General features: G+C 68.2%; 12 protein-coding genes. 6 read left to right on the top strand and 6 right to left on the bottom strand.

The window, feature by feature from the left end; translation table 11 throughout:
- Positions 1 to 118: 118 nt before the first annotated feature.
- Complete coding sequence (locus ABLE93_RS03550; protein WP_348837954.1) at positions 119 to 2,314, bottom strand: amylo-alpha-1,6-glucosidase; 2,196 nt, start codon at positions 2,312 to 2,314, stop codon at positions 119 to 121.
- Positions 2,301 to 3,410 carry a glycosyltransferase family 4 protein gene (locus tag ABLE93_RS03545; protein WP_348837953.1) on the bottom strand — a complete coding sequence of 370 codons (1,110 nt, stop codon included), beginning with the start codon at positions 3,408 to 3,410 and terminating at the stop codon, positions 2,301 to 2,303. The genes ABLE93_RS03550 and ABLE93_RS03545 overlap by 14 nt, the downstream gene beginning before the upstream one ends.
- A 163-nt stretch (positions 3,411 to 3,573) precedes the next feature.
- Between ABLE93_RS03545 and ABLE93_RS03540 the strand changes: the two genes are divergently transcribed.
- Together ABLE93_RS03540 and ABLE93_RS03535 are read left to right on the top strand one after the other, a co-directional pair.
- A complete protein-coding gene (locus ABLE93_RS03540; RefSeq protein WP_348837952.1) occupies positions 3,574 to 4,746 on the top strand; it encodes a DUF3182 family protein in 1,173 nt (390 codons plus the stop codon).
- Positions 4,739 to 5,467, top strand: a complete 729-nt coding sequence (locus tag ABLE93_RS03535; protein ID WP_348837950.1) for an alpha/beta hydrolase family protein — start codon at positions 4,739 to 4,741, stop codon at positions 5,465 to 5,467. Before ABLE93_RS03540 ends, ABLE93_RS03535 begins: the two co-directional genes overlap by 8 nt.
- Before the next feature lie 27 nt (positions 5,468 to 5,494).
- Here the strand turns inward: ABLE93_RS03535 and ABLE93_RS03530 are convergent, their stop codons facing one another.
- Positions 5,495 to 6,049, bottom strand: coding sequence for a DUF4142 domain-containing protein (locus ABLE93_RS03530; protein ID WP_348837949.1), 555 nt, complete (start codon positions 6,047 to 6,049; stop codon positions 5,495 to 5,497).
- Positions 6,050 to 6,152: 103 nt separating this feature from the next.
- On the opposite strand from ABLE93_RS03530, the gene ABLE93_RS03525 reads away from it, so the two are divergent.
- On the top strand, positions 6,153 to 6,488 hold the full coding sequence (locus tag ABLE93_RS03525; RefSeq protein ID WP_348837947.1) for a hypothetical protein: 336 nt from the start codon (positions 6,153 to 6,155) through the stop codon (positions 6,486 to 6,488).
- 30 nt (positions 6,489 to 6,518) lie between these two features.
- On the opposite strand, the gene ABLE93_RS03520 is transcribed toward ABLE93_RS03525, so the two are convergent.
- Positions 6,519 to 6,806: a hypothetical protein gene (locus ABLE93_RS03520; protein WP_348837946.1), complete on the bottom strand. Its 288-nt coding sequence runs from the start codon at positions 6,804 to 6,806 to the stop codon at positions 6,519 to 6,521.
- Between the two features lie 285 nt (positions 6,807 to 7,091).
- Here ABLE93_RS03520 and ABLE93_RS03515 point away from each other — a divergent pair, with 285 nt between their 5' ends.
- Complete coding sequence (locus ABLE93_RS03515; protein ID WP_348837945.1) at positions 7,092 to 8,537, top strand: NAD-dependent succinate-semialdehyde dehydrogenase; 1,446 nt, start codon at positions 7,092 to 7,094, stop codon at positions 8,535 to 8,537.
- 57 nt (positions 8,538 to 8,594) lie between these two features.
- On the opposite strand, the gene ABLE93_RS03510 is transcribed toward ABLE93_RS03515, so the two are convergent.
- Both ABLE93_RS03510 and ABLE93_RS03505 read right to left on the bottom strand, forming a co-directional pair.
- Positions 8,595 to 9,371 carry an SDR family oxidoreductase gene (locus ABLE93_RS03510; RefSeq protein WP_348837943.1) on the bottom strand — a complete coding sequence of 259 codons (777 nt, stop codon included), beginning with the start codon at positions 9,369 to 9,371 and terminating at the stop codon, positions 8,595 to 8,597.
- A 38-nt stretch (positions 9,372 to 9,409) separates the two neighbouring features.
- Entirely contained in the window at positions 9,410 to 10,213 is an 804-nt protein-coding gene (locus ABLE93_RS03505) for a GntR family transcriptional regulator (RefSeq protein ID WP_348837942.1), read from the bottom strand.
- A 132-nt stretch (positions 10,214 to 10,345) separates the two neighbouring features.
- Between ABLE93_RS03505 and ABLE93_RS03500 the strand changes: the two genes are divergently transcribed.
- Positions 10,346 to 11,626, top strand: coding sequence for an ABC transporter substrate-binding protein (locus tag ABLE93_RS03500; protein WP_348837941.1), 1,281 nt, complete (start codon positions 10,346 to 10,348; stop codon positions 11,624 to 11,626).
- 464 nt (positions 11,627 to 12,090) lie between these two features.
- Entirely contained in the window at positions 12,091 to 12,966 is an 876-nt protein-coding gene (locus ABLE93_RS03495; protein ID WP_510182974.1) for a branched-chain amino acid ABC transporter permease, read from the top strand.
- Positions 12,967 to 12,969: the final 3 nt, after the last annotated feature.

Genomic DNA, 12,969 nt, shown 5'->3' with positions numbered 1-12,969 from the left:
CGCGCGCGCTCGACCTTGCCCGCGCGGGGGTGCGGTCGGGCGCCCGGCCCGACAGCTTGATAGCGCCTTTCGCGGCGAGCTGGCCAGTGCGTACGGCCCGACTTGCCTTCCTTTGGACTTACGCTTCCACCTTGAGCCCCACCGCACCGCGCCGCTCCAGCACCGAGAGTGCGGCGGAGGTGCCGGCGCGCTGGATCTTCACGTCGATGCCGTCTTCTCCCAGCCTCAATCCGCGCAACACGAGGCTGTCGAGGAAGTCGGGCATGGTGGGTCGATCGAAGGTCACGCGCCGGGCTGCAGTATCGAATCCGAGGCCGAGCGTCGCCTGGAGGAGGGCGAGCGGGGCCGCGGCGGCCCAGGCCTGCGGGGCGCAGGCCACCGGGTAGGAAACCGGTCCCTGGCTGCGCTGGCGGGTGAACCCGCAGAACAGCTCCGGCAGACGCCTCAGATCGAAATAGATGGCCGCGCGGAACAACCCCTCGAAGATGCGCGCGACTTCCGCCCGGAAACCGTAGCGCGCAAGGCCGAGGGCGATCATCGCATTGTCGTGCGGCCAGACGGAGCCGTTGTGATAGCTCATGGGATTGTAGCGCGCCTCCGTGGAGGCGAGCGTGCGGACACCCCAGCCGGTGAACGAGCTGTTGCACATGAGCTGGGCCACCACCGCCTCGGCCCGCTCGGGCGTCGCGATGCCACTGAACAGGGTGTGGCCAGCGTTGGACGTGCGCACCCGGCAGGGCCGCTTCTCCCCGTCGAGAGCGAGCACGTAAGTGCCGAGGGCCGCATCGAAGAAGGCTGCATCGAAGGCCGTCTTCAGCCGTTCGGCCCGGACCTCGAATGCCGAAGCCTCGCCGTCCAGGCCCAGCTGGCGGGCGATGGCGGCGGCGGCGCGCCAGGCCGCATAGACATAGCCCTGCACTTCGACGAGCGCGATGGGACCGCGCGCCAGCGAGCCGTCGGCGTGGAAGACGCTGTCGTGGCTGTCCTTCCAGCCCTGATTCACCAGACCGTCACCGCGCATGCGGCCGTATTCGACGAAGCCATCGCCGTCGCGGTCGCCATGATCGGTGATCCAGCCGAGCGCGGCCTGGACCGATGGCCAAAGCAGGCGCGCCGTATCGAGGTCGCCGGTGCGCTCAAGGTGGGCTCCGGCCAGCATTACGAAGAGCGGCGTGGAATCGACGCTGCCGTAATAGCGGCGGAACGGCACCTCCCCCAGCTCCGCCATCTCGCCGAACCGGACCTCATGCAGGATCTTGCCGGGCTCGGCGTCGGCGGCCGGGTCAAGCCGGTCGGCTTGATTGGCGGCAAGGTGGAGCAGCACGCCGCGGGCGATGCAGGGGTCCATCCACAAGGTCTGGAACGCGGTGATGAGGGCATCGCGGCCGAAAACCGTGCTGAACCACGGCACGCCCGCGTAGGGGTAGGAGCCTTCGGGCGTGTCGGTGACGAGAATGTTGAGGTCGCTCGTCGCCCGCCGCAGCGCGTCGTTGAAATGCTGGTTGGAGGATACGACCTGCGTCGCCCGCGCCGCCCGCGCGCGCAGGGTTGCGCGGGAAAGGCGCAACGCGCGGCGAAAGGCCAGCTTCGGCGTCTCGTCAGGGACATGACCCTCGCAGCGGACCTCGAAATACAGCACCTGCGTGCCGCCTGGAGGAAGGTCGAGCTGGAACAGCGCATGCCCGCCGGAGAGCGTCGTGGGCGCAGGCTCGAAGCGCAGCACCGTCATGCGCTGGCCGCCGTCGAGGCCGGAGTAGGCGAGGCGCACGGTGTCGCGCGCGACATCGGGGGCCCGCAGCGTGCCGCGCCGCAGGCGCGTCGCTCCCCGCACCTCGAACAGATCGGCGAAATCGGCGGCGAAGGACAAGGCAAGAGCGATGTTTCGCGGTTCCACATCGTAATTGTGGACGCTGATGCACTCGTGGCACGTCGACCGATAAAGAAAGCGCGAACGACGGATGTGGATGAGATCGTGCAGGATCTCCGCAACCCCCTCCGCCGCACCGAGGTCGGGATTGGTGAGGTCGCAGGTGAGAGTCGCGTTGTCATCCCGCACCGTCGAGGAAAGCAGCAGCGGCCGCACCCCCTCGATGGTCAGGAAATAGTGCGACAGATGCCGCGTGTCGCGGTGGAACACCCCGTGATTGCTGGCGAGTCCCGGCACGGCGTCGCCATGGGCGTCGAACACGGCGAACGTGTCGTCGTGTTTCAGGGTGCGCGGCGTCGTCTCGATCTGCGAGGCCGACGCGGCGATGACATAATCCGGCTCACGGTCGTCGGGTACGCTGACCCGGGCGGCTTCAGAGATGGACATCAAGGCTCCCGTTCACGAGGCGAAGCGGCGAGATCGCGGCGCTGGCAGCGGCGATCGGCTTCTCCCCGGCCCGGGCAGCGAGGCGCTGATAAATGGCGACGTAGTCGCGAGCCATCCGCTCGGCCGAGAAGCGCTGCTCGAAGATACGCCGGATCGCGGCGCGATCGAGGCGATCGATCTCGCCCACGCGCTCGATGGCTTCTTCGACGCTCTCCACCAGAAAGCCGGTGACGCCTTCTTCGAGAACTTCCGGCACGGAACCACGGGCAAACGCGATGACAGGCGTGCCGCACGACATGGCTTCGATCATCACGAGGCCAAAGGGTTCCGGCCAGTCGATCGGGAAGAGCAGCGCCGCGGCGCCGCCGAGGAAGTCCGCCTTCTGGCGCTCGTCGATCTCGCCGATGAACTCGACGCCCGGCGTCGAATCCACCATTGGCTTGATGACATCCTCCCAATAGGCGAGGTCGGCGCGATCCACCTTGGCGGCGATCTTCAGCGGCATCCCGGCCTTGGCGGCGATCTCGATGGCGCGGTCGGGCCGCTTCTCGGGCGAAATGCGGCCGAGGAAGGCGAGATAGCCCGAAGCCTTCGGGCTGAAGGGCAGCAGGTCCTTCGGCAGGCCATGGTGGATGGTGCCCGCCCAGTTCACAGGCGGCATCGGAAGGCGCTGGTGATCGGAAATGGAAATGAGGGGGAAGTCCTCATAGCAGGAATAGAGGCGGTGGACGGCGGGCAGGTCGAGCCGGCCGTGCAGCGTCGTGAGGCAGCGGGCCTGCTCTTCCCGCAGGACGGGGTAGTGCAGCAGGTCCAGATGCACGTGCATCACGTCGAAGTCGTTGGCCCGCCGGCGCACTTCTTCCAGCATCACCATGTGATGCACGATCGGGTCCACGGGGCCGGGCGTGAGGCGCAAACCGGTCTCGCACATGGGTTCCAGATGCGCCGCGGTGAGGGAATCGCCACTGGCGAACAGGGTCACCTCGTGACCGGCGCGCACCAGTTCCTCGGTGAGGTAGGACACGATCCGCTCTGTGCCGCCATAGCGGCGCGGGGGAACACTCTCGATGAGCGGGGCGACCTGGGCGATGCGCATGGATGTTCCTCCGGCGGAGGGCCGCCTGGGATAGACTGCGATGTGTGCGAATTCTTTGAGGACATAACGTAGAAACCCCCCAAACTGTTTCCCGCGGTGCGGCAAAAACTGCGGGAACGCAAGGGAATGCGTCGCGTTAGGAGGTCAGCACAGGAGTGAACGCATGAGCCTTGCCGTTCCAACGCCCGCCGCGACGCCTGTACCCGTCCTTCAGCCCGCGCTGTCCAGCGTTTCGACGCGGCGTGCCGTGCTGCACCATCGCGACCCCGCCATGCCGGAGCGGGGACATCGTGCCCGCTCCGTCGCCGCCCTCGCTGCCCGCCTCGCCCTCTTGCGCGGCGACGGTCCGGTGGTCACGACTGCCCAACCCACTGCCCCGGATCGCGAGGGCCCCTATGTGGTGCCGGATTCGACCCTCCTGACCGAAGACGCGCATCGGCTGGGCATTGTCGGTGCGGACGACCTCTACGGCGGCGTTGTGCCGTCGCGCTTCGTTGCGGGGAAGTCCATCACCCATCCCCGGCTGGATGCCGATGCGGCCTGTCCGGCGGGTTGGAGCGACGGTTTCGCCGCCGATGTGATGCCCCACGCCCTCGGCGGCTTCTCCGCCTTCACGGTTAAGGATGCACAGGCGGCGGCCCATCGCCTGCTCATCCGGGGGCCGGTGCGGTTGAAGCCCGCCTGGGCCGATGGTGGCCACGAGCAGGTGGTGGCGAGCGACGAGCGCGGCGTGGCGCGGGCTCTTGCGGAGCTCGATTCCGGCTGCCTCGCCGAATGCGGCCTCGTGCTGGAAGAGGATTTGTCCGATGTGCTGACCTTCAGCGTCGGGCGGGTGGACGTGGGCGCGCTGAGGATTGCCTATGTGGGCACCCAGCGCATGACGACGAACAATACGGGCGGCCCGGCCTACGGTGGGTCTCGCCTTTATGTGGTTCGGGGCGGTTTCGCCGAATTGGCGGCCGCTCCCTTGCCGGACGCGCTTCACCGGGCGGCGGGCCATGCCCGTGCCTATGACGAGGCGGCGGACCGCCACTACCCCGGCTTCTTTGCCTCGCGCCGCAATTATGACGTGGTGCTGGGACGGGATGCGCGGGGGCGCTCGCGCGCCGGCGTTCTCGAGCAGTCCTGGCGGATCGGTGGGGCCAGCGGGGCGGAGATCGTCGCCCTCAAGGCGCTCAACGACCCGGGACTACGCTCGGTCGTGGCCGCATGCCACGAGGCTTATGGTCCCGCCGCGAACCCTCCACCAGAGGCTGATATCTATTATCATGCTGACGACCCAGAAGTTGGATACCTCACGAAATACGCGTTCATCGAATCCAGGACCCATGCGTAGCGAAAAAGTCCGTATTCATGCCGGCGACAATGTTGTGGACGGCACCTTCGCGGTGCCTGAGACGGGTGTGCCGGGTGTCCTGTTCCTGCATGGCTGGTCGGGGAGCCAGGAGGCGGACTTGCGGCGCGCGGCCGAAATCGCGGGCCTAGGCTGCCTGTGCCTGACGTTCGATCTGCGCGGCCACGAAGCGACGCGGGAGATGCGCGACACCGTCACGCCCCGGCAGAACTTCGAGGATGCGCTCGCCGCCTACGACCTCCTCGTCTCCCAGCCCATGGTGGACAAGTCGGCCGTCGCGGTCATCGGATCGAGCTATGGGGCCTACCTTGCGCCGCTCCTGTCGGAAGCCCGGCCTGTGCGATGGATGAGCCTGCGCGTGCCGGCCATCTATCGCGATCAGCATTGGGAGAAGCCGAAGGGGAAGATCGACCGCGTCGACCTCAATCTCTTCCGCTCGCAGGAGATGAGCCCCAAAGAGAATCGCGCGCTTTCCGCGTGCGCCGATTTCCGCGGCGACGTGCTGGTGATCGAGTCGGAGGCGGACGATTACATCCCTCATCCGACGATCGCCAATTATGTGGGTGCCTTCCGGCGTGCACGCTCCCTGACCTATCGCGTCATCACCGGGGCAGACCACGGGCTGTCCGACGAGCGCAGCCGCGCCGCCTACACCACTCTCCTTGTGCGATGGATCAAGGAAATGGTGATCGGCGCCCGCTGAGGCGCCGATCGTAACGCTTTGAATCGACTAGCGCGTCAGGCTGTCTGCAGTGCGCATGTTCTGGCGCAGCGCGGGAAGGCTGCGGCCGGCCCAATCCTTCAGGACCGGCAACTCGCCGCTGGTGGCGTAGCTCTCGAACAGCGTCACCGTCTGCTTCAGCGCCTCCTCCTGCATCTGCGCATAGGCGGTGGCGAAGGCGGGGCCGGACAGCCCGCGCAGCTGTTCCAGCTTGCGCGCAGGCTCGCCCTCCAGCGTAGTCGGAAGCGAAACCTCGAGGGTAGCCGCGCGCACGAGGGTCTTCAGCTCGTCGGTGGACGCCGTGTGCTCCTGGACGAGCTTGCGGGCGAAGGTCTTGGTGGCGGGGTCGCCGACGCGCTCCATGGCGAGCTTGGACGTCTCGATTTCAAAGAGATCGCCGGTGGCTGCCGCCGCGATGAAGGCATTGGTGGACGGTACGGCGGTGGCGGGCGCTGACGTCGTGGCGGACTGCGCGCTGAGCGGCGGCACGACCGCCGCGGCGGCCAGTGTGAGACCTGCTGCCAAGGCGACGAGGGCGCGCGCTGCACCGATGGTTCCGACCATGGTTAATGTCTCCGGTTCTCCGGTGGAACGCGAGACCGCATGCCGGGTTCCTGATGCAGGCGCGCGCCGCCGCGAGCGGTCGCGACGCATCCTGGAGATCGTCATGGCCAATGCAGAGCAGTTCCGGCACGCGGTCGAACCCCGCTCCCGGCGCGAACCCATCGCCACCCGCGAGAGCGACCCTGGCGCCGCGCCCCTCGGCACCGACGATGAGGCCGCCGGCCAAAGCTACCGCCTGCGCCGTCGTCCTCTGCCGCCTTACGGGCCGCCGCAGCCGGGTGACCGCATCGCCGACGGCGATCCCATGATCGGCGTCAGGGGCCGCAGCGAGGAAGACAACCGAGCGCCCGCTTCGGCGCCCCCGGACTGGCGCCTGTGGGGCCTTACCGCCGCTTTGCTCGTCTGCGTCGCCATCGTCGCAACCGTAATGGCGGCTTGAGCCACGGCATCGGCTGCGTTTTCGCAGGCACTAGCGGTGCTTGGCCTCGGTAACCAGCGCAGTGGTATCGCTGAAGGTCAACGCAGGACCCTCGGCGAGGTTGGTGGCAGCCTTCAGGAAGCGGATGGGAAACAGAACCCCTTCCGCCTGGCCCGGGCTGATGGTGCGATTGGCCGCGTCGCGGCGCGCGGCGTCTTCCGCCTCGGCGAGCGCGGTCGAGATTTCCTGTTCGGTGAGAAGGCCCTTGCGGCGCAGCGTCTCAAGAATGCGTGACAGGACGAGCAGGACGCCTTCAAGCTGCAGGTTGGCGGTGTTCATGGTTTCCTCCCAGAGTGGCGGGCGTCGCAGCGGGCGGAGAGACGCAGCCATGCCAACGCCGCGGGCCTCGGTCGCAGTTCCCGCTTGTCGCACGGTTCTCAAGCGCGGCGGCTCCGCCTAAGATACACGCCCGCCCCGGTGTCCGCCGCCCTTTCCCATCAGCTTGACCGCCGATGCCTTCCTTACGGGAGGCGGGTGGGGTCACGGACGCAAGAAGGCGCAACGATCAGTCCCGGCGGATCGGTGGGCGCTCCAATGCCCCCGTTCGCCCACCAGGAGGATGCCATGCCGTCCGAGACCTATCCCGACGTCCAGCTCCACATCGACGGCATCTGGCGCGATGCCGAGGGCGGGCGTCGCATCCCGGTGATCAATCCGGCGACGGAGGAGGAAATCGGCACCGTCGCCCATTGCTCCCGCGGCGATCTGGACGCGGCGCTCGCGGCAGCGGAGAAGGGGTTCGCGACCTGGAGCAGGATGTCGGCCTTCGACCGTTCCAAGCTCATGCGCAAGGCCGCCGATCTTCTGCGCGAGCGCGCCGATGCCATCGCGCGCCTGATGACGCTCGAACAGGGCAAGCCGCTCGTCGAGGCGAAGATGGAGACGCTGGCCGCGGCCGATATCATCGACTGGTTTGCCGAGGAGGCGCGCCGCGCCTACGGCCGGGTGATCCCGGCCCGCGCCCCGGGCGTGTACCAGCTGGTGGTCAAGGAGCCGGTGGGTCCGGTGGCGGCCTTCACGCCGTGGAATTTCCCCATCAACCAGGTGGTGCGCAAGCTGTGCGGCGCCCTCGCCGCCGGCTGCTCCATCATCGTCAAGGCGCCGGAGGAGACGCCGGCCTCGCCGGCCGAGCTGATCCGCGCCTTCATCGACGTGGGAGTGCCCAACGGCGTCATCGGCCTCGTCTACGGCGTGCCGGCCGAGGTGAGCGAGTATCTCATTCCCCATCCCATCATCCGCAAGATCACCTTCACCGGCTCGACCCCCGTGGGCAAGCAGCTGGCGGCCCTCGCCGGCGCGCACATGAAGCGCGTGACCATGGAGCTCGGCGGCCATTCGCCGGTGATCGTGTTCGACGATGCGGACGTGCAGGCGGCGGCGAAGCAGATCGCCACCGCCAAGTTCCGCAATGCCGGCCAGGTGTGCGTCTCGCCCACGCGCTTTCTGGTGCAGGAGAAGGTCTATGACGAATTCGTCGATGCCTTCGTCACCGTGGCCAAGGGGGTCAAGGTGGGCAACGGTCTGGAGGCCGGCACCACCATGGGGCCGCTCGCCAACGCGCGCCGCATCCCGGCCATGGAAGCGCTGATCGCCGATGCCCGGCAGAAGGGCGCGGAGGTCGCCACCGGCGGCGCGCGCATCGGCAACAAGGGCTATTTCTTCGAGCCGACGGTGGTCACCGGCGTCAACCGCGAGATGCGCATGATGAATGAGGAGCCGTTCGGCCCTCTCGCCATGATGCTCCCCTTCGCCGATTTCGACGAGGCCGTGACCGAAGCCAACCGGCTGCCGTATGGCCTCGCCTCCTACGCCTTCACCCGCTCGGCGAAGACCGCCCAGCAGGTGGCGCACCAGGTGCAGGCGGGCATGATGACCATCAACCACCTCGGCCTGGCCTTGCCCGAGGTGCCGTTCGGCGGCGTCAAGGATTCGGGCTACGGATCCGAGGGCGGATCGGAGGCCATCGAGGCCTATCTGAACCCGAAATTCGTGTCCCAGGCGGGGATCTGATCGTCGTGCGAGCCGGCGGGGGGCGCCTTGCCGGCGCTCCTCGCGCCGCCGCCCGCCTCACACCAGCATCTGCATGTCCCCGTCCACGGCGATGGCCTGACCGGAGATGGTGGAGCCCATGGGCGAGGCGAGGAACACCGCCACGTTCGCCAGATGCTGGGGCGGGATGAGCTTCTTCAGCGAGGTGGCGGACAGGGCCAGCGCCTGCACCTGCTCCACGGACAGGTTGCGCTCGCGCGCCTTGTTCTGGAACACCGACTGGATGCGCGGCCCGTCCACGGATCCGGGCAGGATGGCGTTGGCGCGGATGCCGTATTCGCCCAGCTCCATGGCGAGCGACTTGATGAAGCCCACCACCCCCCATTTCGCTGCCGCATAAGGCGAGCGAAGCGGGAAGCCGAAGCGCCCGGCGGCCGAGGACAGGCCGATGATGGAGGGATTGTCGCTCTCCTTCAGCGCCGGGACGGCGAGGCGCGTGACGTTGAAATGGCCGGTGATGTCCACCGCCAGCGTGCGGTCCCAATCCTCCGGCGCGATCTGGTCCACGCGGCCGGTGGGGCCGGCGATGCCGGCATTGTTGACCAGCACGTCGAGCCCGCCGAGGCGGCCGAGCGCCCCCTCCATGAAGCGACTTACCGAAGCGCGGTCCGCCACGTCGCAATAGGTCCCGGTGGCGCCCGGCGCGGTCTCGCCGAGGGCCGTCAGCGCCGCCTCGTCCACGTCGCACAGCTCCACCCGCGCGCCCTCTTTCAGGAACGCACGGACGATCTCAAGGCCGATGCCTCCCGCGCCCGCGGTGACGATGACGCGGATGCCGGCGATGCCGAGGTCCATGGCAGATCTCTCCCAGTAATTTGGTAATGCGCGCCGCGTCAGTCCGGAAGCACACCGCGCGACAGGATGAAGTCGCCGGCGCTCCAGATGTCGGCGACCAGCGCCTCGCGGGCGGCCTCTGGATCGCGGGCGGCGAGCGCTGCGACGAGGCGGGCGTGGTGAAGGTGGGCCTCGCCCTGCCGCACCCGCTCCGGGCCGGCGCGGAAATCGAGGTTCAGCACCGGCCCCACCTGCAGCCACAGGCTCTCGATCATCTGCATCAGGGTGGGCAGGTGGGCGGCGCGGTAGAGGGCGAAGTGCAGGTCCTTGTTGTGGCGCATGGCGACGGCGCCGTCGGGCTTCTTCTTCGCCCGCTCGGCGGCGAACAGGCGCTCGAAGCGTACCACCTCGGCGATCTCGGCGTCGCTCGCGCCGGCGGCGGCTGTGGTGACGGCGAGCCCTTCCAGGCTGATGCGGATGAGGCGCAGTTCCACGAAGCGGGCGCGCGACATCAGCGGCACCCGCACGGCGCGGTTGGGCAGCACCTCCAGCGCGTTCTCGGCGACGAGGCGCGAAACTGCCTCGCGCACCGGCATGGCGCTGGTGCCGATGGCGGCGGCGAGGCCGCGCAGGGTGAAGCGCTCGCCCGGAGCGGCGCGCCCGGCGAGCAGCAGCTCCTTGAGGTCGCCATAGACCTGATCGGCCAGCGTCTGCCGCACGATGCGCGCCACGCGGGCGTCGAGGCCCGCGCCGTGCGCCGTGGCCGGCTCGGCGCTCTTCGCCTCCGTTCCCGGCGTCTCGGTGGGGAGCGAGGGCTCCACGCCGGCATCGGTCGTGGCCGCAGATCGTGTCTTGTGTTCCATCTTTCTCGTCTGCTATGTGTGATCACAGATAACAGATAGCCGAGCCAGTCGGCAATCATCCCGGCAGTGGCCGGACGGGAAAAATCCCGCCGCCGCAACATCGAAGCCGGGTCCATGGGAGGAGACGACGCCGTGACAGACTTTTCTGATCCCGCCCGCATTGCGTCCGCATCCGTCGGTCGCCGCACCCTGCTTAAGGGTGTCGGCGCCGCAGCCCTGCTCGGCGGCGTCGGCATGCCGGCCATCGTGAAGGCGCAGGCCGACACCATCACCTTCGGCCACCTCACCCCGCTCACCGGCTTCCTCGGCCCGCTCGGCGCCTATGGGCAGATGGGCGTGCAGCTCGCGGTGGAGGAGCTGAACGCGGCCGGCGGCATCAATGGCCGCAAGATCAACCTCGTGATGGAAGACAGCGTGAACCCCGCCACCGCCTCCTCCAAGGCGGAGCGCTACATCGAGCGCGACAAGGCGGCGGTCATCATCGGCGAGATCTCCTCCGCCTCGGCGCTCGCCATCTCGCAGGTGGTGGCGCGCAACAAGGTGGTGTTCGTCAACACCGGCGGCAATTCCGACGCGCTGCGTGGCAAGGACTGCAACCGCTACATGTTCCATGTGGAGGGGGCGAACACGCAGTACGTGAAGGCGGTGGGCGCCGCCATGGTCCGCGACGGGCTGGTGAAGGGCAAGAAGCTGTTCTTCCTGACCGCGGACTATGCCTTCGGCCACGACCTCTCGCGCGTCGCCAAGCGCTATATCGCCGCCAACGGCGGCGAGGTGATCGCCGACGAGCTGGTGCCCACCGACGCCACGGATTTCTCGCCCTATCTCCTCAAGGTGCGCCAGGTCCGGCCCGACGTGGTGATTTCAAACCTTGCCGGAAATCAGATCACCAACTTCATCAAGCAATATTCGGAGTTCGGCCTGAAGTATCCGTTCGGTGGCTTCGGCTTCGATACGGCGGTGGCATGGGGCGCCGGCAAGGGCACCTTCGGCGGCATCTGGCCGATGATCTGGCACCACGACGTGCCGACGCCGGAATCCAAGGCCTTCGTCGCGGCCTTCGTGAAGAAGTTCGGCAAGCCGCCGGAGAACCAGGCCTGGGGCGACTATGTGGCCACCAGGACGGTCGCCCGCGCCATGACCGAGACCAAGAGCACCCAGGCGGCCGACCTCATTGCCTTCTTCGAGAAGGAGCCGGAGCTCGACATCCTCAAGGGGCGCAAGGGCTATTACCGGGCCTGGGACCACCAGCTCATCCAGGAGATGTACACGGTGACCGCGCGCCCGGTGGCCGAGGTGAAGGACCAGTGGGACCTGATGATCCTCGGCCCCGCCGTCCCCGGCCCCGAGACGGCACTCTCCGCCATCGCGCCGACCCCGGAAGAGAACGCCTGCACCTTCCCCGCGGGGTGAGGGCCCCTCGCGTCCCGGACGCATGCAGCGCGAGCGGATTGCGAGGCGGGGCCTAGCGCAAGAGGTGGCCGGAGGCCGCTCAAACGGGACGGGTGGTGGGGTCTTGCCGGCTGCGCCGAACTTTCCCCTGGACCCCGGCTCGGCGCTCCGGCTTTCGCCTTCGCTGGGCCGGGGAGCGGGATCGTTCTTTCTTTACGGTTGGGCTCCGGCGGGCACCGCCCTCGCGCCCCGGACGCATGCAGCGCGAGCGGAATGCGAGGCGGGGCCCAGCGCAAGAGGTGGCCGAAGGCCGCTCAACCGGAATGGGCGGCGGGGTTTTGCCGGCTTCGCCGAACTTTCCCCTGGGCCCCGGCTCGGTGCTCCGGCTCCGCCGTCGCTGGTCCGGGGGGCAAACGCATCCCCGTTTCCCGCAAGCGGGAGAGGGCCTTTTGATCGGTATTCAGTCCGGAGAAGACTTCATGCCCCTGGAACTCGTCTTCCTGATCGAGCAATTGCTCAACGGGCTTCTGGTGGGTGTCGCCTATCTGCTCATCGCCCTCGGCCTGTCGCTCATCTTCTCGCTGGGCGGCATCGTGAACCTCGCCCACGGCGGCTTCTACGCCATCGGGGCCTATATCGGCGTCGAGATCGGCAATCGCTTCGGCTTTCCCGCCGCCTTCGTCGCGGCGCCGCTCTCCGTCGCGCTCATCGGCATGGTCATCGAGCGCACGCTGTTTTCGCGCTTCTACCGGGCTGATCCCATCCTCTCCCTGCTGCTCACCTTCGGCCTTGCCATGGTGATCGAGCAGGCGCTGCGCATGGCCTTCGGCGCCACACCCATCCCGTTCTCCATCCCGGAATTCCTGCGCGGGCAGGTGTTCATCGGCGACTTCATCTATTCGCGCTACCGCCTCGCCATCCTCGGTGTCGCGGCGGCGGCGGTGCTGGGGCTGTGGCTGCTGCTCCAGCGCACCGCCTTCGGCCGGGTGGTGCGGGCCGGCGTGCAGAACCCGGACATGGTGGGCGCGCTCGGCATCTCGCTCACGCCCTATCTCACCGCCGTGGCGGCCATCGGCATCGGCCTTGCGGGGCTCGCCGGCATCATGCTGGCCCCCATCTCCGGCGTGCATCCGGCCATGGGCGCCGAGATCCTCACCGCCGCCTTCGTGGTGGTGGTGATCGGCGGGCTCGGCTCGTTCTGGGGCGTGGTGGCGGCAGGGCTGCTGGTGGGGCTCGTGCGCGGGCTCACCGTCTATTTCATCCCTCCGGCGGCAGAAGCCTCCATGTACCTGCTCATGCTGCTGGTGCTGCTGACCCGCCCGCGCGGCCTTTTCGGCGAGCGCATCCTCCGGTTCGAGTGAGGC

It is taken from the genome of Xanthobacter pollutisoli (assembly GCF_040044995.1).
Classification (GTDB): Bacteria; Pseudomonadota; Alphaproteobacteria; order Rhizobiales; family Xanthobacteraceae; genus Xanthobacter.
The sequence above is the reverse complement of the archived record's forward strand: the minus strand, read 5'-3'. Positions and strand labels throughout refer to the sequence as shown.